At 54.1% G+C, this 21,486-nt stretch carries 25 protein-coding genes and 2 pseudogenes; 23 read left to right on the plus strand and 4 right to left on the minus strand.

The window, feature by feature from the left end; all coding sequences use genetic code 11:
* Positions 1–97: 97 nt before the first annotated feature.
* From IB144_RS10235 to IB144_RS10245, 3 genes are all read left to right on the plus strand, one after another.
* Positions 98–1,024 carry a LysR family transcriptional regulator gene (locus IB144_RS10235; RefSeq protein ID WP_002910715.1) on the plus strand — a complete coding sequence of 309 codons (927 nt, stop codon included), beginning with the start codon at positions 98–100 and terminating at the stop codon, positions 1,022–1,024.
* A gap of 303 nt (positions 1,025–1,327) precedes the next feature.
* Positions 1,328–2,623 (plus strand): MFS transporter, encoded by a 1,296-nt coding sequence (locus IB144_RS10240; protein ID WP_004175494.1) that lies wholly within the window; start codon positions 1,328–1,330, stop codon positions 2,621–2,623.
* Positions 2,624–2,634: 11 nt separating this feature from the next.
* Positions 2,635–3,444, plus strand: coding sequence for a substrate-binding domain-containing protein (locus tag IB144_RS10245; RefSeq protein ID WP_004899032.1), 810 nt, complete (start codon positions 2,635–2,637; stop codon positions 3,442–3,444).
* On the opposite strand, the gene IB144_RS10250 is transcribed toward IB144_RS10245, so the two are convergent.
* Positions 3,419–4,318 carry a LysR family transcriptional regulator gene (locus IB144_RS10250; protein ID WP_004152315.1) on the minus strand — a complete coding sequence of 300 codons (900 nt, stop codon included), beginning with the start codon at positions 4,316–4,318 and terminating at the stop codon, positions 3,419–3,421. The genes IB144_RS10245 and IB144_RS10250 overlap by 26 nt on opposite strands.
* Before the next feature lie 109 nt (positions 4,319–4,427).
* On the minus strand, positions 4,428–4,910 hold the full coding sequence (locus IB144_RS10255) for a cold shock domain-containing protein (protein ID WP_002910657.1): 483 nt from the start codon (positions 4,908–4,910) through the stop codon (positions 4,428–4,430).
* Positions 4,911–5,100: 190 nt separating this feature from the next.
* Between IB144_RS10255 and IB144_RS10260 the strand changes: the two genes are divergently transcribed.
* A complete protein-coding gene (locus tag IB144_RS10260; RefSeq protein WP_019724838.1) occupies positions 5,101–5,799 on the plus strand; it encodes an RluA family pseudouridine synthase in 699 nt (232 codons plus the stop codon).
* Positions 5,800–5,824: 25 nt separating this feature from the next.
* Here IB144_RS10260 and IB144_RS10265 read toward each other — a convergent pair whose 3' ends face one another.
* Both IB144_RS10265 and IB144_RS10270 read right to left on the minus strand, forming a co-directional pair.
* Positions 5,825–6,364, minus strand: coding sequence for a DUF2058 domain-containing protein (locus IB144_RS10265; RefSeq protein ID WP_002910652.1), 540 nt, complete (start codon positions 6,362–6,364; stop codon positions 5,825–5,827).
* Positions 6,365–6,478: 114 nt separating this feature from the next.
* Entirely contained in the window at positions 6,479–6,808 is a 330-nt protein-coding gene (locus tag IB144_RS10270; protein WP_002910650.1) for a gamma-glutamylcyclotransferase family protein, read from the minus strand.
* A 112-nt stretch (positions 6,809–6,920) separates the two neighbouring features.
* Here IB144_RS10270 and IB144_RS10275 point away from each other — a divergent pair, with 112 nt between their 5' ends.
* The 19 genes and pseudogenes from IB144_RS10275 (at position 6,921) to IB144_RS10365 (ending at position 21,479) form a co-directional block, all read left to right on the plus strand.
* Positions 6,921–7,139 carry a hypothetical protein gene (locus tag IB144_RS10275; RefSeq protein ID WP_306173921.1) on the plus strand — a complete coding sequence of 73 codons (219 nt, stop codon included), beginning with the start codon at positions 6,921–6,923 and terminating at the stop codon, positions 7,137–7,139.
* A 237-nt stretch (positions 7,140–7,376) separates the two neighbouring features.
* Positions 7,377–8,717, plus strand: a complete 1,341-nt coding sequence (tssK, locus tag IB144_RS10280; RefSeq protein WP_004175497.1) for a type VI secretion system baseplate subunit TssK — start codon at positions 7,377–7,379, stop codon at positions 8,715–8,717.
* Positions 8,714–9,367, plus strand: coding sequence for a type VI secretion system protein TssL, short form (gene tssL / locus IB144_RS10285; RefSeq protein ID WP_065888592.1), 654 nt, complete (start codon positions 8,714–8,716; stop codon positions 9,365–9,367). The genes tssK and tssL overlap by 4 nt, the downstream gene beginning before the upstream one ends.
* Before the next feature lie 3 nt (positions 9,368–9,370).
* A pseudogene (locus tag IB144_RS10290) lies at positions 9,371–11,067 on the plus strand (OmpA family protein).
* 183 nt (positions 11,068–11,250) lie between these two features.
* Positions 11,251–11,375: pseudogene (locus IB144_RS10295) on the plus strand (hypothetical protein).
* Positions 11,376–11,525: 150 nt separating this feature from the next.
* Complete coding sequence (vgrG, locus tag IB144_RS10300) at positions 11,526–14,012, plus strand: type VI secretion system Vgr family protein (RefSeq protein WP_102016947.1); 2,487 nt, start codon at positions 11,526–11,528, stop codon at positions 14,010–14,012.
* A 23-nt stretch (positions 14,013–14,035) separates the two neighbouring features.
* A complete protein-coding gene (locus tag IB144_RS10305; protein WP_032430450.1) occupies positions 14,036–15,391 on the plus strand; it encodes an S-type pyocin domain-containing protein in 1,356 nt (451 codons plus the stop codon).
* The gene (locus IB144_RS10310) at positions 15,392–15,901 is read left to right on the plus strand and encodes a DUF6392 family protein (RefSeq protein WP_002910593.1); all 510 of its coding nucleotides are present in this window, start codon (positions 15,392–15,394) and stop codon (positions 15,899–15,901) included.
* On the plus strand, positions 15,898–16,416 hold the full coding sequence (locus tag IB144_RS10315; RefSeq protein ID WP_108430131.1) for a DUF6392 family protein: 519 nt from the start codon (positions 15,898–15,900) through the stop codon (positions 16,414–16,416). The genes IB144_RS10310 and IB144_RS10315 overlap by 4 nt, the downstream gene beginning before the upstream one ends.
* A 76-nt stretch (positions 16,417–16,492) precedes the next feature.
* Positions 16,493–17,017 carry a DUF6392 family protein gene (locus IB144_RS10320; RefSeq protein ID WP_162487897.1) on the plus strand — a complete coding sequence of 175 codons (525 nt, stop codon included), beginning with the start codon at positions 16,493–16,495 and terminating at the stop codon, positions 17,015–17,017.
* An 83-nt stretch (positions 17,018–17,100) separates the two neighbouring features.
* On the plus strand, positions 17,101–17,610 hold the full coding sequence (locus IB144_RS10325) for a DUF6392 family protein (RefSeq protein ID WP_040216887.1): 510 nt from the start codon (positions 17,101–17,103) through the stop codon (positions 17,608–17,610).
* Entirely contained in the window at positions 17,607–17,798 is a 192-nt protein-coding gene (locus tag IB144_RS10330) for a DUF6392 family protein (RefSeq protein WP_040216891.1), read from the plus strand. Before IB144_RS10325 ends, IB144_RS10330 begins: the two co-directional genes overlap by 4 nt.
* On the plus strand, positions 17,795–17,860 hold the full coding sequence (locus tag IB144_RS10335) for a hypothetical protein (protein WP_219054847.1): 66 nt from the start codon (positions 17,795–17,797) through the stop codon (positions 17,858–17,860). Before IB144_RS10330 ends, IB144_RS10335 begins: the two co-directional genes overlap by 4 nt.
* A gap of 115 nt (positions 17,861–17,975) precedes the next feature.
* On the plus strand, positions 17,976–19,004 hold the full coding sequence (locus IB144_RS10340) for a hypothetical protein (RefSeq protein ID WP_014343205.1): 1,029 nt from the start codon (positions 17,976–17,978) through the stop codon (positions 19,002–19,004).
* Positions 19,005–19,027: 23 nt separating this feature from the next.
* On the plus strand, positions 19,028–19,333 hold the full coding sequence (locus IB144_RS10345; protein WP_015958629.1) for a hypothetical protein: 306 nt from the start codon (positions 19,028–19,030) through the stop codon (positions 19,331–19,333).
* A gap of 21 nt (positions 19,334–19,354) precedes the next feature.
* A complete protein-coding gene (locus IB144_RS10350; RefSeq protein WP_014343203.1) occupies positions 19,355–20,248 on the plus strand; it encodes an SUMF1/EgtB/PvdO family nonheme iron enzyme in 894 nt (297 codons plus the stop codon).
* Positions 20,249–20,293: 45 nt separating this feature from the next.
* A complete protein-coding gene (locus tag IB144_RS10355) occupies positions 20,294–20,410 on the plus strand; it encodes a hypothetical protein (protein WP_014343202.1) in 117 nt (38 codons plus the stop codon).
* Positions 20,411–20,431: 21 nt separating this feature from the next.
* Positions 20,432–21,325 carry an SUMF1/EgtB/PvdO family nonheme iron enzyme gene (locus IB144_RS10360; protein WP_014343201.1) on the plus strand — a complete coding sequence of 298 codons (894 nt, stop codon included), beginning with the start codon at positions 20,432–20,434 and terminating at the stop codon, positions 21,323–21,325.
* 25 nt (positions 21,326–21,350) lie between these two features.
* A complete protein-coding gene (locus tag IB144_RS10365; RefSeq protein ID WP_038435084.1) occupies positions 21,351–21,479 on the plus strand; it encodes a hypothetical protein in 129 nt (42 codons plus the stop codon).
* The last annotated feature ends 7 nt before the right edge of the window (positions 21,480–21,486 follow it).

The raw sequence follows: 21,486 nt of genomic DNA on the forward strand, positions 1-21,486 counted from the left end.
GGGTGTCCTGTATCCATAGTCAAAAGAGAGCAAAATTGCTGACCCTGAGGATAAGCGGTATTGTGAAAAGAATTAAGTGCAATGAAATCAGCAAACGATGAATATTATGCATCCTGTCCTGCGCCGGATTGACCTCAACCTGTTGCCGGTCTTTGACGCGGTCTATCGCTCCCGCTCGGTACGCCTGGCGGCGGAAGAGCTGGCGATGAGCACCTCGGCGCTGAGCCATGCGCTTTCCCGGCTGCGCAGCGCCCTCAACGATCCGCTGTTCTACCGCGAAGGCCACCGGATGTGCCCCAGCGTCTATGCCAGCCAGCTGGCGCCCTCTATCGCTTCGGCGCTGAAGTTTCTCAACCAGGAGCTGACGCCGCCGGCGGCGTTTGTGCCGGCCGCCAGCACCGACTGCATGCAGATTGCGATCACCGATTTCACCGCGTTCTGCGTCTTTCCGACGCTGATGCATCATCTGCAGCGTGAGGCGCCCGGGCTGCGGTTTGAGCTCCGTTATCTGCCCCACAGCCCGGCGCTGACCGAGCTGCTGGCGGGCGAGGTCGACCTGGCCCTCGGGTTCAATACCCCTGACGAGCCAGCCCATCCCGATCTTGAGGAGATTAACTGGCTGCGGGACGAATATGTGGTCATCAGCCAGGCCAACCGGACGGCGCTGACCCTGGACGCCTACCTTGCGGCCCGTCATCTGGTGGTGACCCCGTGGAATGAGCGGCAGGGGGTGCTGGACTGTGAGCTGGAGCGACAGGGCTATTCGCGGCAGGTGGCGATGAAAACCCCCTCGATGCTGAGCGCGCCCTTTATTATTGAGCAGAGCGACCTGTTGATGGCGCTGCCCCGGCGGGCGGCGGAGACGATGGCCCGCGCCGCCCGGCTGACCATTTTCCCGCTGCCGTTTCCGGTTCCGCCGTTTGACGTCAAGATTTACGCCCACCAACGCAGCGGGAAACGCGAGGCTACCCGCTGGCTTATCTCCCTGTTGCAGACGCTGGTGGGGGAGTCCACCGCTTCCTGACGCGCTTTCCAGCCGGCAGGGTATTTCGTTACCCCAGGCCAGGTTTTATGCCTTCAACCCACGGCGACATATCCTGGCCCCGGTCACAAAACGGAAAACTGACTTTTTCGCCGTCACCCGCGGCGTGGTTAGGACGGTGTGTGTTAAATGATTGTATGTAAAAGTAAAGTTAATTAGTTAAATGTTATTCATGCGTAAAATGCATTAGTGGATGCGTTTATTACGCTTATTTCGTTCCCGGTTCTGTTTCAGTCTTCAGCGACAGGCGCGCGACAACGCGTGGATAACAAACTGGAGACCTGCATGCATTCAACAACCTCACAGATGAGTACCCGTGACCGGATCGGCGCCATTCTGCGCGTCACGTCCGGTAACTTTCTCGAACAGTTCGACTTTTTCCTGTTCGGGTTTTATGCCACCTACATCGCCCATACCTTTTTTCCGGCGAGCAGTGAATTCGCCTCGCTGATGATGACCTTCGCGGTCTTCGGCGCCGGCTTTTTGATGCGCCCCATCGGCGCTATCGTACTTGGCGCCTATATCGACAAGGTGGGGCGGCGCAAGGGGCTGATCGTCACCCTGTCGATCATGGCCACCGGCACCTTCCTGATCGTGCTGATCCCCTCTTATCAGACCATTGGCCTGTGGGCGCCGCTGCTGGTGCTGATCGGCCGTCTGCTGCAGGGCTTTTCCGCCGGCGCCGAGCTGGGCGGGGTGTCGGTCTATCTGGCCGAGATCGCCACCCCGGGCCGCAAAGGCTTTTACACCAGCTGGCAGTCGGGCAGTCAGCAGGTTGCCATCATGGTGGCAGCCGCGATGGGCTTTGCCCTCAACGCGGTACTGGAGCCGAGCGCTATCAGCGACTGGGGCTGGCGTATTCCGTTCCTTTTCGGCTGCCTGATTGTTCCGTTCATTTTTATCCTGCGCCGTAAGCTGGAGGAGACCCAGGAGTTTACTGCCCGCCGCCATCATCTGGCGATGCGCCAGGTATTCGCCACCCTGCTGGCGAACTGGCAGGTGGTTATCGCCGGGATGATGATGGTGGCGATGACCACCACCGCGTTCTACCTGATCACCGTCTATGCCCCGACCTTTGGTAAAAAGGTGCTGATGCTCAGCGCCTCTGACAGCCTGCTGGTCACGCTGCTGGTGGCGATTTCCAACTTCTTCTGGCTGCCGGTGGGCGGGGCGCTGTCCGACCGCTTTGGCCGCCGGTCGGTGCTGATCGCCATGACCCTGCTGGCGCTGGCTACCGCCTGGCCTGCGCTGACCATGCTGGCGAACGCCCCGAGCTTTTTGATGATGCTGAGCGTGCTGCTGTGGCTGTCGTTTATCTACGGCATGTACAACGGGGCGATGATCCCGGCGCTGACCGAAATTATGCCCGCCGAAGTGCGCGTGGCAGGTTTCTCGCTGGCCTACAGCCTGGCGACCGCGGTGTTTGGCGGCTTCACGCCGGTGATTTCCACAGCGCTGATTGAGTATACCGGTGATAAAGCGTCTCCCGGCTACTGGATGAGCTTTGCCGCCATTTGCGGCCTGCTGGCCACTTGCTACCTCTATCGCCGTAGCGCCGTTGCGCTGCAGACGGCACGTTAATCAGGGAGAAGATGATGCGTAAAACGACAGGAACCCTGCTAGCCACGCTGCTGCTGGCCGCCACCGGCGGCAGCGCGTTATCCGCTGAGGTCACCGTGATGATCTCCGGCGGCTTCAAAGCGGCGCTGGAAAAGCTGGCCCCGGCGTGGGAAAAACAAACCGGCAACCACCTCGTGGTGATCCCTGGCCCGTCGATGGGAAAAACGCCGCAGGCGATCCCTAACCGTCTGGCGCGCGGCGAACACGCGGACGTGGTGATCATGGTCGGGGACGCGCTGACCAGCCTCGAGAAAGCGGGCCGTACGCAACCGGATTCGCGCCGGGAGCTGGCCGACTCGCCGATCGGCGTGGTGGTGAAGGCGGGGGCGCCGCTGCCGGCTATCCACAGCGCAGACCAGCTGCGGGCGACGCTGCTGGCGGCGCCATCGGTCGCGTACTCCGACAGCGCCAGCGGACGCTATGTCAGCTCGACGCTGTTCCACACCCTGGGCATTGATGACGCCATGCAGAGTAAAGCGCAGATGGTGGAGCGCATTCCGGTGGCCTCGGAAGTGGCCAAGGGACGGTATGCGATCGGTTTTCAGCAGGTGAGCGAACTGCTGCCGGTGCCCGGCGTAACCTTCGTCGGCGAACTGCCGGATAACCTGCAGTACATCACCCGCTTTGCCGGGGCGGTGACCATCAGCGCCGACCACCCGCAGGAAGGCAAGGCGCTGCTGACGTATCTGGCGTCACCGGCGGCGCAGGAGACCATCCACGCCACCGGTATGCGAAGCGTAGCCGCCGCCGCGCCGGTCAGCCAGAAGGATACTGTTCAATAATCAGCTTCTCCAGCTCTGCCGCCACGTAGGACTGAATACGGCCGCTGAGGCGGATCAGGCCTACCGTACGCGTGACCACCGGGTCGGTGAGCGGCACAGCGCGGAGAACGGAATGCTCCCCGGCGGGCATCGACATCGCGGGCACGGCGGCAATGCCGATGCCCGCTTCCACCATCCCCAGCATCGTGGTGACGTGGCGGGTTTCGCAGATACTTGGCCGCGCCGGCGTCAGATGCGCCAGCTCCCGGTCAAGCAGCGTCCGGTTGCCGGAGACCCGATCCAGGCCAATATAATCCTGTTCAAAATACGCCTGCCAGCTTAGGTGCGTCTTGCGCGCCAGCGGATGATCGTGCCGACAGGCGGCCACATAGCGGTCGTCGGCAAGAGGGGTGAATTCGATACTGGCTGGCAGGTTTTTGGCAAAGCAGAGGCCAAAGTCAGCCTGTCCGCTGCTGACCGCCTCGATCACATTCCCGACGCTGCTGTCAATCAACCGGATGCGCACCTGGGGATAACGCGCCTGAAAGCTGCGGATGATTTCCGGCATAAAGTAGTAGGCGGCGGAAGGCACTGTCGCCACCGTCACCAGCCCGGTGCGCGCCTTGCTGACCTGGCTGATATCCGCCAGCACCGTCTCGACATGGGCCAGCAGCTGCTCCGAACGTTCGGCAAAATTTTGCCCATACAGCGTGAGGGTCACCCGCCGGGTGGTGCGATCGAACAGCCGGTTGCCCAGCGCCGTCTCCAGCTTTTCGATGCGTCGGCTAAGGGCCGACTGCGACAGGCAGATGGATTCGGCCGCCAGCCGAAAACTGCCATATTCCATCAGGGCGCGAAAGGCGTAGAGATCGTTGAAGTCAAAATTTACGGGCATGGCGGCATCCTTATCGGCTGTCTGGCGCCATCGCCCCGTCCGGCGAGGGGCGATGGCGGGTAGCATATCGGGCAGGACTTCGGGCGCGCGGGAAACCGCGCACCAGGGCTTACACCTTAAGCAGTTTTACCGTGGCATCGATATCGATTTCGTCTTCCGAAAAGATCAGGGTTGTCCCCTGAAAGGTGGTGATCGCCAGCTTTTTCACCGAGCGCATCTCTCCCGGCTGCACCGTGGCTTTTGGCCGGATGCTGTTCATCAGCAGCCCGACCGACAGCACGGCGTTTTCTTTATCGACGCGGGTCTCGACCGGCTCTTCCTCCCGGTACACCACATAGGATTTGATGGAGGTCAGCTTCAACCGCTCGCCGGCAATATAGATATATTTGCTTTCCGGAATGACCTTCACCGCGTAGGCCGACAGCCCTTTATTGTTGGTGGTAGGTTCGAAAGTCACCGCCGCGTCTTTCTTGATAAGATCAGGATTGGCGACCTTAATCACGTGAAAATAACGATTTTCGCCGTTTTCATCTTTGATAAATCCAAAACCTTTATCTTTAAACCACGTTGTGATTGTTCCGTTCATCGCCATTACCGTATTACTCGTTGGTTAACACAAATTTTGCAGCGCGCAGTGTAAAGCACATTGCCTGTACAGGCCATGCCTTTGCGATAAGTGTGGGTGATAAATGACGCCGCCGCGAGGGCGGATTGTGCGCCAGCATCGTGCCGGTGGGCAAAATGAGGTACTATCGCCAGCCACTCCTTCTTCGGGCCGCCTGATGTCCACCATTATCGATACCTTTGTCGCGCCGCCGTGCCGCGAACAGATCACCCTCTTGTATCAGGACGAACACCTGGTGCTGATCAATAAGCCCGCCGGGCTGCTGAGCCTGTCGGGCAAAGATCCGCGCAACCTCGACTCCGTGCATCACCGGCTGGTACAGCGCTTCCCGGGCTGCACCCTGGTGCACCGCCTGGACTTCGGCACCTCCGGCCTGATGGTGATCGCCCGCAACAAGGGCATTAACGCCTTGCTGTGCCAGCAGTTCAGCCAGCGCACGGTGGACAAGGTCTATACGGCGCTGTTGTGCGGCCATCTGGCGGAAGATGAGGGGATAGTGGAGGCGGCAATCGCCAAAGATCCGGCCCGTTTCCCGCGCATGGCGCTCTGCGCCCGCCACGGCAAACCGGCGCGTTCGCGCTATCGGGTCATAGACCGCCTGTATCAGGCGCGAGAAGGCGAGAGGGCGCTGGCGTTAACCCGGGTGACGCTCACCCCGGAGACCGGACGGACCCATCAGCTGCGTATTCACTGCCAGCTGCTGGGCTATCCGATCCTTGGCTGCGATCTGTACGGTGGCCGGGAGCTGCCCGGCACGGAATGCGCTTCGCGGCTGATGCTGCACGCCAGCGAACTGCGCTTTGTCCACCCCGTCAGCCATGAGCCGATGCATATCCAGCAGGCGAGCCCGTTTTGATCGCCCGCGGCGGGAAAGCCCGGGGTTACCACATCAGATCGTCGGGTACCTTAAAGTCGGCGTACGGATCGTCTTCATCCTGCTCATCCTGACTCAGGGCGCTGTGCAACACGATGCTGCTGGCGTCGCGCTGGGCAATTTTCTCAGCCACTACCGCCGGAATAATCGCATATTCACCTTCGGGCTTGTTATCCACCGCCAGGCGGGCAATCGCCAGACGGCCGTTAATCAGCTGGGTCTGGGTGGGCTTGTCGACCATGATTTTTTTGATCAGATTATTATCGGTAAAGTTAAAGCCGATATCGCCCCGGGCGACCGTAATGCGGTTCATCTCGATCAGCTGCTTCACCTGGGCTTTATACTCTTTCGCCAGCACCGCCTGCTTTTGCTGCTCGCTAAGCTGTTTATCACGCTCCAGCTGGGCTTTTTTATTTTCTTCCACCGCTTCCCGGGCCTCACGGGCCTGAACGCGGGATTTTTTCGCCGTTCTCTGGACTTTAGCCATTTTTTTGCTGCTGACCAGGCCGGCTTTGAGCATCTGCTCTTGTAAGGTGAGTTTTGTCATCTGCGTGTCTGAAACTGAGGAAACATCTGGCAAGTATACCTGCATTGGCAGAAACGACGCCAGACTCGCGATCGCGCTGGGCTGCTGTACCATGCCGCGCAGCGCGGCGGGGGATTACCCCCGGGGCTGAAGCTGATAAATCCAGGCGCTGATCTGCTGTCCATCGTCGGTGGTCACTTCCACCGGCACCCGATCGTACCCTTCCTCAAAGTCGTCCAGCATGGGCCAGTGCGCCGCCAGCCGATCGGACAGGAACAGATAGCCGTTGACCCGTGGGCCGTGAGCGTCGAGGACGATCCCCGGGAAATCGGCGGCTGCGCCCCAGCCGCGCGCGTAAAAGGTGCCGGTGACGTAGCCGGGACGCCACTCGCCCCCGATCGCCTCCAGAATATGCGCATTGCTGCGACCGGGACAGAGCGTCCCATAGACAAATAGCGGTTTCATTTTCTCTCTCTCGTTCGCCCTGATACCCGCCCACAGCGGAGCGGGAAACCAAAATACGGGGTAATGCAGCGCCTGGCAATGGCCGGGTGGGGCGGGGCACTCCTCCGGGCATCTGGCAGTTGCCGGGGGAGATTCTGGACTCAGCGCTACTGAGGGTATATCGATTGCGGTGATATTTTTATTATTATGTATATTTAAGGTAAATATAAATATTCCTGACGGAGGGATTAATTCGCTAATTAATATTCAACAGGAAAATAATAAAAGGGTCGCTTATGGAATATTCCTTCTACATGTGATGACCGAGAGCAATAAAGCTACCTTGGGTTGAATTCAGATATTATTTAGGGCCAGGCGTTACCTCCCCCTGACTCTTTCGCTTTATGATAAACATCCCTTGACCAAAAAATACCATCTGACTTCGAAACTCTCGCGGGCAGGGGAGATATTTCCTTTCCCTGAAGCGGCAGGTAATAAATCCAGCCGAACACACGGCGGATGAGGGATATCCGTCCGGGCATTTGGTCCTGTCTGCAGACCAATGAAAGTGAAAGGCACAGGAGGTGCAATGAAGATTTTCCGCCCATTATGGCGCGACGGGGCTTTTCTGGTCCCGCAGCAGTTTCAGCAACAGGCCCGCTGGGACGCGCACGTCGCCGATACGGTCTCCCGCATGGCGCTCGCCCACCCGTGGGGGGTATTGCGCGCGGAGTTTGACGCGAGCGCGCTCACCCTTTCCCGGCTCAACGCTACCCGGCTGATCGTGCGTTTCGCCGACGGAACGCTGATTGACACCGAGCTGGCGGATATTTTGCCACCGGTCCGCGATGTATCGGACGTGATGCAGGACAGCGTGGAGGTTATGCTCGCTCTGCCGCTGCTCAGCGCCAGCGGCGGCAATCTTGATGACGGCCAGGAGAGCGCCCGCCCGCGCCGCTGGCGCGCCGAGCAGGTGACCGTCCAGGAGCTGGCCGGCCATGAACGCAGCGAGCTGGCCGTTCTGCGGCACGCGCTAACGCTGCGTCTCTCCACCGAGGAAAATGCAGCCTTCCTCACCTGCCCGGTAGCGCGTCTGGTGCGCGACGCCCAGGGGCAGTGGATCGTTGACCCGGAATTCATCCCGCCGCTGCTGTCGCTGGCGGCAAGCCCGACGCTGGTCAGCGAGCTGGGCGAGCTGTTACATCGCCTGCAGGCCCGACGCAGACGCCTGATGGCCATGCGTCGTGAAAGCAATGCGCGGATGGCTGATTTTGCCGTGGCGGATGTTTCCCTGTTCTGGCTGCTCAACGCGCTGAACAGCGCTGAACCGGTGCTCAGCGAGCTGCATCTGGATCCCTCGCGCCATCCGGAGCTGCTTTATCGCGAACTGGCCAGGCTGGCCGGCAGTCTGCTGACTTTCTCCCTTGAACATCATCTGGAAGCAATCCCCCGCTACCGGCATGCCTCGCCAGAGCAGGTATTCCCACCGCTGTTTGCCCTGCTGGATACGCTGCTCGAAGTCAGCCTGCCCTCAAGGGTGATCGCCATCGTTCTGGAGCAGGGCGCCGACCGGGAGATCTGGCGGGGCAGGCTGCACGATGCGCGGCTGCGCGAGGGGGCGGATTTTTATCTGTCGGTGCGCTCTTCACTCCCCCCTCACCAGCTACAGAGCCGCTTTCCGCAGCTCTGTAAGGCGGGTAGCCATGATGATGTCGCCGAGGTCGTCAATATTGCCCTCAGCGGCATCGCGATCAAACCGCTGAGCCATGTGCCGGCGGCCATTCCGCTACGTCTGGAAAACCAATATTTCGCTCTGGATCTCTCCACCGATGCCGCCCGCGCGATGCTGGAGGCCGGCAACTGCACCTTCTATACCCCGGAATCGCTTGGCGACGTGAAACTTGAACTCTTTGCGGTACTGCGCTCATGAATACCTCTGAAAGCGATCTGATCAACAAAACTTTTTACCCGGGCTGGCTGATGGTCAGCCAGTTACGCTGCGGCCAGCCGGTGACGGATGGCGAGGCGCTCTATCGCCAGGCCTGTCGATGGGTGACCGAGGCGCGCGAGGCGCTGACGGCGGGGGGAGTCAGTGAAGCCAGCGCTGAGCAGATGCTCTATGCCTACTGCGCGCTGCTCGATGAGAGCGTCCTCAACCGCGCCAGTCAGGATGATGGCTACCGCAGGTGGCGCAAGGATCCGCTGCAGGCGCGCTTTTTCAGCACTCTCAACGCCGGGGAAGAGCTCTGGGAACGGATCCGCCAGCTGCTGCGAGAGCCCACGGCGGATGCGGCAGTGCTGACTTGTTTCTATCGTACTTTGCAACTGGGGTTTGTCGGACAGTACCGCGCCGAGGATGACGAACGGCGTGAGGACGTGGCGCAAGCGCTTGGCGCGCGGGTCCCGCCGTTCAGCATGACCCAGGAGGCGGCGGTGGTGGTTCGTGCCTCCCGGCTGCGCAGCGGACGGCGGATGTACTGGTGCGGCTGGGCGGCTGGCATTGTGGCGCTGGCGGCGCTGTGGTTGACCTGCTCCGCCATGCTGTCACAGATGGTGGCGCAGATAGCAGGGCAGGGATAAGAGATGCGTGATAACGCTCGTCGTCTGCTTACGATACTGACCGTCATCCTGGCCCTGTGGCTAGTGCTGGGCTTCTGGCCGCTGTCCATCGGCAACCAGGTGATCTTCAGTCTGTGCATCCTGCTGGCGGGCGGCGCGGCGCTCTGGCGTCAGCGTCGCCGGGCAGTCAGCCGTCAGCGATCGGAAATCGTCCTGCCACCCGAGGATTTTCAGGGGGCAGTGGTTCTGGTCTGCGGGGATACCGACGGTCTGTTTCCCGGGCGTTCGGCGCACGGCGAAACCCGTCACGGCTGGTATCTACGGGGAGACAGCGCGGAGCAATTGCCGGGGCTGGCGCAGTACCTGGCGGCGGCGCGTCCGGCGCTGGTATCGCAGGTTTCCGTGCTGCTGGCGGTGGTACCGGAGCACCACCCCTCCGGGGAGCATCTGGCGCAGTCGCTGCGCGACTGGCGGCGGAGTATCGTTCAGTGCCGAACCTGGCTAAACGGTCTGCCGCCGGTGTGGAGCGTGTTCTGGGTGACGCCGCCAGGCGGCCAGGCAGGGGAAAGCCGCTGGTTTACCATCACGCCGGAGAGGCCTGGGCTCCAGGCGCAGCAGAAGGGACAAGCGCCCCAGTCGGTTGCCGGGTGGCAGCGGGAGGGCAGCCCTGCCTCACGCCTGCATCAGACGCTGTGGCTGGAGAGCATTCTGACCTTGGCCGAAAACGCTCTTTTCCGGCCATTCCGCGCCCGGCAGGCGGAACTTCCTCCGCTGAACCTGTGTGCCGCGGGCATCTGCCTTACGCCGGTGGCGGCGGTGGCGAATAACCTCTGGCAACAGCAAATCGCCGCGATCACCACGCTCTCCCCGGGCAACGACGCGGCGCCAGGTCCTCACCCGCTGCCGGATCTTCTTCTGTCGTCACTGCCACACCGCCACGGGGTCAGCCGCCGGATGCGCGATGCCGGTCTTGCCGCTGGGGTGGGCTTCCCTTTCTGGCGCTGGCGATGCTGGCTTCCTTTATCAACAACCAGCGCCTGGTGCGCAGCGTCGGCGATCATCTGGCGGTGTATCACCGCCTCAGCGGCACGCCGCCGACGCCGAAGCTGCAGGCGCAGCAGCGTCTGCGTGCCGACAGCCGCCTACTGGATGACTGGTTGCGCCGGGGGGAGCCGCTGCGTTATCGGCTGGGGCTGTATCAGGGGGGGCGGCTGATCCCCTTCGTTGAAGCCGCTATCAATGACTGGGCGCCGCCCCCGCCGCCGCGTCCGGTCATTAAGCAGGTTGTGCAGGGGCCGCAGACGATCCGCCTCGATAGCATGGCGCTGTTCGATACCGGCAAATCGGCGCTGAAACCGGGTTCGACAAAGCTGCTGGTGAACTCGCTGCTGGGCATTAAGGCCAAACCCGGCTGGCTGATCGTGGTGGCAGGCCATACCGACAGCATCGGCAACGATAGATCCAATCAACAACTCTCCCTGAAGCGTGCCGAGGCGGTCCGCGACTGGATGCGCGATACCGGCGATGTGCCGGAGAGCTGTTTTGCGGTGCAGGGCTACGGCGCAAGCCGTCCTGTCGCCAGCAACGAGACGCCAGAGGGACGGGCGCAAAATCGCCGGGTGGAGATCAGTCTGGTCCCGCAGAAGGACGCCTGTCTGACGCCGGGCACGGCCAATACCTCAGGAGCAGAGACTAACGGATTAAAAAGCGAAACCGAGTAATCCGCGACCCCGATCGCGGAGGTTGAACAACAATCTGCCTGCCTGACCTTGTGCGCTACGGGTCCCTGATAAACAGGAAACAGCGATGGGCGGTAGCGTGCCTGCAGCCAGTCAAACTTGTCGGCAAAGCGGGGCCTCTGCGGGGATGAAGCGCAGGAAAGGGGATGGATAAAGGAGATCAGTATGGATAGCGCTAAGGACAGTGGCAGAGAAATGCTGGCGGCGATAAACGTTGAAGGCTCCGGTTTCTGGCTGCTTTTTTTATTTCTCAGTCAGTGAATATAAATATCCCTGGGGTTACCTTTTAGTTACGAAACTCCTGGTGGGGTATCTGATATATCGATATGCACATAAATATATTTATGATGAATGAGATGATTATCATTAAACAAAATTAAACAGGGCGTCCTGTGAATTGATTTTTGATGGTCATTACAGCGGAGTAAAACAGGAATATAATGGATACCTCTTCAATAATTACCGGCACCACCCTTAACCGTTACCAGCTGGATATTCCTTCATGTACCGCATCGCTGGATGTGGAAGAATTCAGTGGGGCAGAAAAACTGAGTGAACTTTATTATTACACTATTACGTTTACCAGCGCAGAGAAAAATATTGATGCCGCACAGCTCCTGAGCAAACCCGCCATGCTGACGATGGGCGGCGGCGCACTGCAGCAGCTGGCGGACTGCAAACGCGTCCACGGTGTGATTACCACCTTCCGGCGCGTCAATCGTTCTGAAGATCAGTCGACCTATCAGATAACCCTCCAGCCGTTTCTCTCCCTGCTGGATAAACAGTTTCGCAGCCATCGTTTTTTCGTCAACAAATCGGTACCGGAGGTGGTGGAGCAGGTATTGCAGGAACATCACCTCCATGACTGGGAGTATGAGTTTAATCTCAAGCAACACTATCCGCGGCGCGAGCAAATTAATCAGTATCAGGAGAGCGACCTGGCGTTTATCCAGCGCCTGCTGGCAGAGGTGGGGATATTTTATTTCTTCACCCTGCAGGAAGAGGCCCAGAGCGAAGTGGTCCACTTCGCCGACGCGCAGCGGGCGCTGATGTTCGATAAGACACTTCCTGTAAACAGCCCGTCCGGGATGAGCGACAGCGGTGCGGAATCGATATGGGGTCTGAGCATCACGCACAATGTCGTAGAGGCGAACGTCACTACCCGGGATTATAACCCCCGCGATGCGCAGAGCGTTCTCCAGTCGGCAACAGCGGATATGACCCGGGGAAATGGTGAAGGCCTCACTTACGGTGAGGTATACCACTATAAGCTTCGCCACCGGGAGCGTGGCGATAAAATCGACCCGCAGACGGAGACCGCCAACTTCTATGCCCGCCTCGACCATGAGCGTTTTCTGGCTCACCAGACGCTTATTACCGCGATCAGTACTGCAGCCTGGCTGGCGCCGGCCCAGGTGCTGACCGTTACCGACAGCCTGCCGTCGACCCTGCCTGCGCCCGTACAGGATCCGCTGTTAATCACCGGCACCGGTTTTACCGCCAGCCGCCGGGAGGCGCTGCGGGTGTCCCTGCTGGCGGTGCCCTACAGCGAAACATTGTGCTGGCGTCCGCCGCTGCTGCCGCGCCCGAAGGTGACTGGCACCATGACGGCGCGGGTGACCAGCGCGAAAGCGAATGATATCTACGCCTGGCAGGATGCGTCCGGCCTGTACCGGGTGAAATTTGACCCTGACAGAGATGAGAAAGGGCAGGGTCAGGAAAGCATGCCGGTGCGTCTCGCCAAACCCTACGGCGGCGACGTGTACGGTTTTCACTTCCCGCTGATCCAGGGCACGGAGGTGGCGATTGCTTTCCACGAAGGCGACCCTGACCGGCCATATATTGCGCATGCGCTGCACGACTCGCGGCATGTCGACCCTGTGACGGAGAAAAACAGCACCCGCAATGTGATTCGTACTCCGGCCAATAATAAGCTGCGAATGGAGGATAAGCGCGGCGAGGAGCATATCAAGCTCAGCACCGAGTACGGGGGCAAGACGCAGCTGAACCTCGGGCATAACGTGAATGCGCAAAGGGAGTTGCGGGGCGAGGGTGCGGAACTGCGTACGGATAAATGGGTGAGCATCCGGGGCGGTGCGGGAGTGTTTATCAGTGCGGATAAACAGCCTTCGGCAGGCGACAGGATGCTGGCAATGGAGGAGGCGATTGCGCAGCTTGAAAATGCCCTGGGTATTGCGAAAAGCCTGGCGTCGGCAGCGGAATCGGCTCAGGCCCTGCCATCGGATACCGGCAACCAGCAGACGCTGAACGATGCGCTGAAAGAGCTGGCGCAGCCGGGGATAGTGCTGAATGCGCCGCAGGGCGTGAGCATCAGCAGTCCGCAGACGGTACGGTTGTCTTCGGGTAGCGCCAGCGTGGGGATTGTGTCACAGCAGAATACGGACATCAGTGCGCTGAAACGTTTTACGGTGGCGGCGGGAGAAGCCGTCAGCCTGCTGGCGCGAAAGGCGGGGATGAAGCTGTTTGCGGCGAAGGGAAAGATGGAAATCCAGGCGCAGGATGATGCGCTGGAGGAGACGGCGAAAAAGGATATCACAGTTACCAGCGTGGAAGGCCGGGTGGAAATCACGGCGGCGAAGGAACTGGTGGTGAACTGTGCGGGAGCGTATATCAGGCTAAGTGGTGGCAATATCGAGCTGGGCTGCCCGGGGAATATTCTGCTGAAATCGGCCAATGTGCAGAAAATGGGTAAGGCGGATTTTCGGGTGCCTCCGCTGGAATTGCCTAAAGGGTTCGAAGAGCGTTTTACTGTCAAAGATCAGAAGACCGGTGAAATTGTTCCGTTTGCCCGTTACCGCATCACCACTGAAAAAGGCCAGGTATTCGAAGGCCGGGCAGATGCTGATGGGAAAACGGCCAGCGTTTATACCGCATTGCCTGAATCAATAAAAATAGAGCTACTGTGAGCCATGGACAGGAGAAAGCCGGGATGACACAAATACTGGGAACCGGAGAGGGAAAAACATCATCAGCCGCAAAAGAGCCGGTTGTTGAACGTAAACCCGCACAGGTGTTTTTTGAATCAATGGCGCTGGCTGCCTCAATGAGTGGTTATTATGCAGGGCCAACAGCCACAACGCTGGGAAATTCGCTTTCATTAGGGGCGGGGACTGCGGCAGGTGTCGGAGAAGGCGTCGCGGGCGCACGGGTGCTGGCTGCGCCTAATCCTCTCACCGTTGCTCTGCTGGCTATCTTCTATTCTCCGTCACTGAATGAAGGTGAGACGGAAACGCTACAAAATATACGTGGCGACCAGCTCTATCAGAATCTGATCCATGGCCAGATGATGGTGGGCGCTTTTACCCGTGTAAACTCAACGGTCATTCAGGGGGATTATGTCCCGGAATATGAACTCCGGGAAATAGCCCGACAAAACGGCACAGTGCGCACGAGGGTACGCTTTCGTATTGAAGAAGATCCTGAGTCAGGGGAACTGGTTTCCCGCAGCTATGAGGTGGGGGAAAAAAGCGGGCTGGATCGGGTCCGGGTGCGGTTTGCAAAACAGCTGGATAAAGAGACATGGGGTTTTGAAGATCCTTCAATTAAAGGAACATTTGTCTGGTCCCGGTCTGCTGGGCAGGGGCGATTTGAGTGGGGAGCCAGCCAGACGACTGTTCATGACGGGAGCGCTGGCGGCTCTACCACACCGCCTACACCCATTCCGGAACCGCGGAGCGTCTGGGGATTGCCTAACCCGGCCCCGGCATCGTTACCGCCCGTACCGGGAACGCCGATCCCGGAGGAACAGGGACCAAATATTGAAACATTGCCCATCGAAGACCGGGATTTCAATGACTTTATTATTGTTGACCCGATGGGGGGTGTCCCGGCAATCTATGTTTATTTTCAGAAAGCTTCAGTTAGAGATTTAGAGGTTGACTATTACGGAAATTTTGAAGGTCGTTCAAGGCAGGGCCTATATGAAGTGGATCATATTCCTTCAAAGGAAGCTGTTAGGATATATTTGAAAGGGACATATCCAAACCTGAAAGATGACATTATAGAACAAATGACTGACAGAGTGGCTGCTGTCGCTATACCGATAGAAGTACACCGGCAATGTAGTGAAACCTATGGTGGGAAAAACAATAGTAAATTTAGAACACAAGACGGAGGATTAGTCACTCAAAAAGTTCTAGATGCCAGTAATTTAGAAGCTGCAGTTGATGCTAACTGGGATGCCAATGCTGAGTGCCTTAGGAATGAATATGGTGTAAGTGATGAAAAAATTGAAGAGATCAGGGCCAAACTACATGAGTTAAACCGGAAAGCGGGGTTATATTAAATGAGCTTGAATGTTGAGAAGTTGATAAAGAACCTTGGGAAATCGTATCTGGATATTTATGAGCAAGGATTGATCCCCTACAAAACAAAACCAAGTGGTACGGTTAGTGATGACATTTATAGATTAGATATGAAACGAGAGGGGGTATTTTTATCATTTTTTAATAATCAAGATAAAAATCTTAAGGAGGTGACCTTAAGGTTAGAGGATGAGAATAAAACTGACTGGTTATTTCCTAACTTGCTACCATTTGGTCTTGAACCAGTAATGACACAGCGATGGGTACGAGACCGATTTGGTCATCCGATTACTTACGTTGATGCCTGCGTGATTATGACTATTTATGTCGGGGTGGAGGAAACATATATTTTACCGACTCCGAATCAAAATATTGCAGCGGCATTTTCTTACAATAAAGATTTTTTTGTTAACAGGATCACATTTATTCCGGTTGAACAGGCGAAAGAAATCCAGTCTGCACTTGAGAAAAAACGACTTGGTGGCAAATGATCATTGACGTCGAAAAACTGGTAAAACAACTGGGTAAGCCTTATCATGAAATTTACAGTCACGGGTTGATTCCTTATAAAACAAAGCCTTACGGTCCTATTGATGAAGATGAAGATGAAGATGAAGCTGAATTAGATATGAAACGAGAAGGAATTCTTTTGGTTTTCACCAATAATTCTGAGAAAAATCTTACTGAAATTACATTAAGGTTAGAAGATAAAGGCAAAACAGACTGGGTATTCCCCAATCCGATGCCATTTGGTATGGAACCGGTGATGACCCAATTGTGGGTTAGAGAGCGCTTTGGGTTGCCCATGATTTATGCTGATGTGGAAATCATCATGTCTATTTATATGGGGGTGAAAGAGGTCTATGCTCTGCCTGCTCCTCATCAATATATCGCTGCCGTGTTTACCTATAACAAAGATTTATTTGTAGAAACCGTGACTTTTTACCCACTGGAACGGGCCAAAGAGATTCAGGCAGTACTAGAGAAAAAACGATTAGAGAGTTAATGGATCCTTAATGGTCCGGTCATGGTTGGACCATTTCCTTGCTCCATGAAGATAGTATTTAGCCGGATGTCGGGACGTGTGGTGTATTTATCAAATGAGTATTGATGTCGAAACACTTGTGAAGCAATTAGGTAAACCTTATCAGGATATTTATGATCAAGGTTTAATTCCCTACAAAACAAAACCAACGGGTACTGTTAGTGATGATATTGCCAGGTTGACTATGAGGCGAGAAGGAATATTTTTATCTTTTATCAATAACCGGGGAAAAAATCTTGAAGAAGTGACTTTGCGGTTAGAAGATGAAAATAAAACGGATTGGTTATTTCCTAATCCGCTGCCATTTGGTCTTGAACCTGTAATAACCCAGAAATGGGTAAGGGACAAACTTGGCCATCCAATGATTTACACTGATGCGCAGATAATCATGACTATTTATGTTGGTGTGAAGGAATTTTATACTTTGCCGGCCCCTCATCAATATATCGCTGCCGCATTTACCTATAACAAAGATTCTTTTGTACAAAAAGTCACATTTTATTCAATTGAGCGAGCCAAAGAAATACAAGCCGCGTTAGAGAAAAAACGGTTGGGTGGGTAATGGTTCGCTCACAGTTGGACCATTTCCTTGCGCAATGAAGATAGTATTTAGCCGGATGTCGGGACGTGTGGTGTATTTATCAAATGAGTATTGATGTTGAAACACTTGTGAAACAATTAGGTAAACCTTATCAGGATATTTATAAGCAAGGATTAGTCCCCTACGAAACAAAACCAAGTGTTACGGTTAGTGATGATATTTATAGATTAGATATGAAACGAGAGGGGGTGTTTTTATCGTTTTTTAATAATCAAGATAAAAATCTTAAGGAAGTGGCCTTAAGGTTAGAGGATGAGAATAAAACTGAATGGTTATTTCCTAACTTGCTGCCATTTGGTCTTGAACCAGTAATGACACAGAGATGGGTACGAAACCGATTTGGTCATCCGATTACTTACGTTGCTGCCAACGTGATTATGACTATCTATGTCGGGGTGGAACAAACATATATTTTACCAACTCCAAATCAAAATATTGCAGCGGCATTTTCTTACAATAATGTTCTTTTTGTCAACAGGATCACATTTATTCCGGTGGAACGGGCGAAAGAAATTCAGTCTGCACTTGAGAAAAAAAGACTTGGTGGCAAATGAATATTGACGTCGAAACATTGGTGAAACAATTAGGCAAACCATACCAAGCGATTTTTGAACAAGGTTTGATTCCTTATAAAACTAAGCCTTATGATTCTGTTGGCGATAGCACTGCTAGATTAGATATGAAACGTGAGGGAATATATCTAGCGTTTATTAATGATCTGGAAAAAAACTTAAAGAAGTGACGCTGACATTCGAGGATGAAAGTAAAACCAACTGGCTATTTCCTAATCCATCAGTATATTGACATTAGCGCACTGGCCCAACTGATGCGCTACAGCCATGGAGCGGGTGCATCAGCGGAATATAATCCGTCAGAAAAAAAACTGGAGGGCAAAATTGAAGGTCATGCCAGTTTTGCAATGGGGGAGGCGAAGGCCGAAACGGCCCTGTACCTGCCGGACAGGTTAGGTGTCAGCCTTTTATTTCCGGCGAAAAAAGTGACGCCACAGACACCGGATGGTGTCTGTAATATGGGAGCGCTGCGTTTTGCCATGAAACTGGTATTGTCAGGTAGCGTTGGTGCCAGTGCTGCAATTGAATTAGGGGTGACAGTAGACTGGAGTGGAGAAATGGGAAAGGGCTATGGCATTAAAGGCCGTCCTGCAACCCTGACTGCTCCACCGTTGCCAGGACAGCAGCAGGTGAATTTAAAGACCTCAACGATACCTGAAGCACAGGGGGGAGGTGAAATTGGTGTTTTTGTTGGTGCTCAGGCGGGAGGTAATATCAGTGGTGCCATTGAGTGGTTTGACCCGCATCCTGATGATACGCCAGTAGCTATAGGTGTCGAGAAAGATAACAAACCCATTGTCAATAAAGAGAAGAAGTTTGCCGCGATAGCCAAACTGGAAGCGGGGATGACGGTGCAGGCAGGCGCTGGGGGAAGTGGGGTTTTTTATATCACCTATATTCAGGGACGTTTTCGTATTTACTGTAAAGCGGCTTTATGTTGGGGAGTGGGGGCCAAAGGGGAAGTCGGTTTTGAAGTTGATGGCAGCAGCTTTGCGGCTTTTATGAAGAGCTTTATGTATATGCAGAGGAATGTGGATTATCAGAAGCTTGAGCAGATGATGGCAGGGGATGCCTTTCGATCTTTATGTGCAATTCCTATTATTATGGCGGCGCAAGGGATACAGGTGGGTGAGGCCATGCTTAAGAATATGGTCGTAATATTGCAACAAATTAGAGCAGATCTTAAGGATGAAAACAAACGCGTTAATTTGATGGACAGTATTTTGTCTAATCCTGATCAGCTTAAATATACCCCTCCGGAAACAAAAGGGGCAGTGATTGCCACATTAATTGATCAGAACTGGGCGGACTGGCTTGATCCACGAAATCAGAATAATGATTTTTTTCCGTTAACAGCTGGAAGCTCGGTCCTTTAAAGAGACGAAAACAAGCGGTGTTTATGGCATTGAAGTGGGTACAAAGTCAGGCAGATTATAACAATATCATGCAGCATTTGACGTTGTCGCCAGGGGAGAAGAAAGGCAGTAAAGAACTGAATGAAAAAGATGTGATTAAGTTTTTAGGCATTGGAGAACGAAAATTGTTTTTCTATACCAATTATGGCGAAAAGCTCACCTTATTGCATAATAACCTTCCGGTTTCCGTTGGCCCGGATGAACCATTTAGACCTATTCCAGACATCCTGATGTCAGAATATCTTGCCATGGTTGACGAGCAGCATCCAACTAATACAATGATTGCTTGATTAAATTACTGAGGCATTGAAATGGAAAATAACATTATAGCTATTTCAGTTACTGTATGCTTACTGGTCGGGTGCGATCAGGGAAATGCTGCCAGGAGTGAAAAAGCGGCTAAAGAGCTTGTGGGTAAGTCGCTCTCTAACATGATTCCCGTTCAGGGCGGTGAGTTTTTAATGGGCGATTTTGGACCGTTAGTCGGTGAAAAACTGCCTTTCAGCATAAACCAGGATGACAAGGTATTACATAAGGTTGTATTAAGCGATTTTTCAATATCAAAATACAAAGTCACCAATGATGATTATAATAAATATCTGCGGATAACAGGAGTAAAAAAACCACCCATTAATATTCTGCTAAAAGATTACCCATCATTGCAAAAAGGTGATTATTCTGTTGGCATCACCTGGCAACAGGCAAAAGACTATTGTCAGTGGTTAGGTAAGGAGTCTGGTAAAAAATTTGATTTACCAACAGAGGCGCAATGGGAATATGCAGCAAGATCCAGAGGGCAATACATTCCGTTTGCAACGAATAATGGTGAGTTCCTGCCCGGTAAAAACATCCCCAGCCAGGATGAGCTGAGTGAATATACTGATGGAGCAGGTATTCCTATTTATCCAGTGGGGAAATATCCCCCAAACCCCCTGGGTCTGTATGATATGGGACTTAGTGGCTCAGAATGGACCAATGACTGGTATGCGTCAGATTATTACTCTCATTCTCCGGTAAACGATCCTCAGGGACCCGTAAAGGGGACCGAAAAAGTCCTGCGCGGGAATGTTGGCGGTGACAGACAATACGCTTTAACCGTGTTCAGACAATCAGATTTGCCAGTTCCAAAGATCAATAAAGACGATGATTATGAAAAATATGGTGTTGGTCCGCAGTATGTTTTCCGTTGCGTCATCAATAAATAATGTCGTTTGGTGGTGACATATATCATTTTAACCGGAGCAACAACGTTGAATGAATGTTCCAATAAACCGGAGAGACTATTAAAACCTGTCCCGGATAGCCTGATGTCAGAATATCTTGCCATGATCGACGACCAGCACCCGACGGGGACAATGACTGCCTGATGCAAAGGCTTAGGTGATAAGATGAGAAAATTAATCGTAGTTGCTTCTGTTGCCGCCAGTTTACTGCTCGGGTGTGACCAGAAAAGTACTGGCAAGCGTGAAACCTTGTCTGAAGCGCTTGTTGCTAAGTCGCTCTCTAACATGGTTCCCGTTCAGGGCGGCGAGTTTTTAATGGGGGATTTTGGCCCATTAGTCGGTGAAAAACTGCCTTTCAGCATAAACCAGGATGATAAGGTATTACATAAGGTTGTATTAAGCGATTTTTCGATATCAAAGTTTAAAGTTACCAACGATGATTATAATAAATATCTGCAGATAACAGGAATAAAAAAACCTCCCATTAATATTCTGGTAAAAGAGTACCCATCCTTGCAAAAAGGTGATTACTCTGTTGGTGTGACCTGGCAACAGGCAAAAGATTATTGTCAGTGGCTAGGTAAGGAGTCCGATAAAAATATTGATTTACCGACAGAAGCACAATGGGAATATGCGGCAAGGTCAAGAGGGCAGTATCTTCCTTTTGCGACTAATAATGGAAATTTCGAGCTTGGTTCTAATATACCTGAACAAAAGAAATTAGATGAATACACAGATGGTTATGGTTTTCCTATTTATCCAATTGGGAAATATCCTCCGAATCCGCTAGGTTTATACGATATGGGGCTAAGTGGAGCCGAATGGAGTAATGATTGGTATTCAACTGATTATTATTCCCACTCCCCTGTTTATGATCCTCAAGGTCCAGTTAAGGGTAATGAAAAAGTTTTAAGGGGGTATGTTGGCGGAGATCGTCAGTATGCCTTGACTATATTCAGGCAATCGTCACAACCTGTGCCAAAATTTGCTGGGCGTGATGATTATCAAAAGTTTGGAGTTAGTCCTCTTTTTGTATTTCGTTGCGTTATTAATAAATAATATCGTTTGACTGTAATACTATATTATAGTCGGAACGCTCAATGAATATAATATTCCGCTGGACAGCCTGTTTAAACCTGTCCCGGATAGCCTGATGTCAGAATATCTTGCCATGATCGACGACCAGCACCCGACGGGGACAATGACTGCCTGATGCAAAG

The organism is Klebsiella sp. K4 (genome assembly GCF_014596785.2).
GTDB lineage: Bacteria > Pseudomonadota > Gammaproteobacteria > Enterobacterales > Enterobacteriaceae > Klebsiella > Klebsiella pneumoniae.

Bases quoted from the DNA above. Each gene is read 5' to 3' on its own strand.
- IB144_RS10235 (WP_002910715.1), top strand. From the start codon at position 98: ATGAATATTATGCATCCTGTCCTGCGCCGGATTGACCTCAACCTGTTG.
- IB144_RS10240 (WP_004175494.1), top strand. From the start codon at position 1,328: ATGCATTCAACAACCTCACAGATGAGTACCCGTGACCGGATCGGCGCC.
- IB144_RS10245 (WP_004899032.1), top strand. From the start codon at position 2,635: ATGATGCGTAAAACGACAGGAACCCTGCTAGCCACGCTGCTGCTGGCC.
- IB144_RS10250 (WP_004152315.1), bottom strand. From the start codon at position 4,318: ATGCCCGTAAATTTTGACTTCAACGATCTCTACGCCTTTCGCGCCCTG.
- IB144_RS10255 (WP_002910657.1), bottom strand. From the start codon at position 4,910: ATGGCGATGAACGGAACAATCACAACGTGGTTTAAAGATAAAGGTTTT.
- IB144_RS10260 (WP_019724838.1), top strand. From the start codon at position 5,101: ATGTCCACCATTATCGATACCTTTGTCGCGCCGCCGTGCCGCGAACAG.
- IB144_RS10265 (WP_002910652.1), bottom strand. From the start codon at position 6,364: ATGACAAAACTCACCTTACAAGAGCAGATGCTCAAAGCCGGCCTGGTC.
- IB144_RS10270 (WP_002910650.1), bottom strand. From the start codon at position 6,808: ATGAAACCGCTATTTGTCTATGGGACGCTCTGTCCCGGTCGCAGCAAT.
- tssK (WP_004175497.1), top strand. From the start codon at position 7,377: ATGAAGATTTTCCGCCCATTATGGCGCGACGGGGCTTTTCTGGTCCCG.
- tssL (WP_065888592.1), top strand. From the start codon at position 8,714: ATGAATACCTCTGAAAGCGATCTGATCAACAAAACTTTTTACCCGGGC.
- vgrG (WP_102016947.1), top strand. From the start codon at position 11,526: ATGGATACCTCTTCAATAATTACCGGCACCACCCTTAACCGTTACCAG.
- IB144_RS10305 (WP_032430450.1), top strand. From the start codon at position 14,036: ATGACACAAATACTGGGAACCGGAGAGGGAAAAACATCATCAGCCGCA.
- IB144_RS10310 (WP_002910593.1), top strand. From the start codon at position 15,392: ATGAGCTTGAATGTTGAGAAGTTGATAAAGAACCTTGGGAAATCGTAT.
- IB144_RS10315 (WP_108430131.1), top strand. From the start codon at position 15,898: ATGATCATTGACGTCGAAAAACTGGTAAAACAACTGGGTAAGCCTTAT.
- IB144_RS10325 (WP_040216887.1), top strand. From the start codon at position 17,101: ATGAGTATTGATGTTGAAACACTTGTGAAACAATTAGGTAAACCTTAT.
- IB144_RS10330 (WP_040216891.1), top strand. From the start codon at position 17,607: ATGAATATTGACGTCGAAACATTGGTGAAACAATTAGGCAAACCATAC.
- IB144_RS10340 (WP_014343205.1), top strand. From the start codon at position 17,976: ATGGGGGAGGCGAAGGCCGAAACGGCCCTGTACCTGCCGGACAGGTTA.
- IB144_RS10345 (WP_015958629.1), top strand. From the start codon at position 19,028: ATGGCATTGAAGTGGGTACAAAGTCAGGCAGATTATAACAATATCATG.
- IB144_RS10350 (WP_014343203.1), top strand. From the start codon at position 19,355: ATGGAAAATAACATTATAGCTATTTCAGTTACTGTATGCTTACTGGTC.
- IB144_RS10360 (WP_014343201.1), top strand. From the start codon at position 20,432: ATGAGAAAATTAATCGTAGTTGCTTCTGTTGCCGCCAGTTTACTGCTC.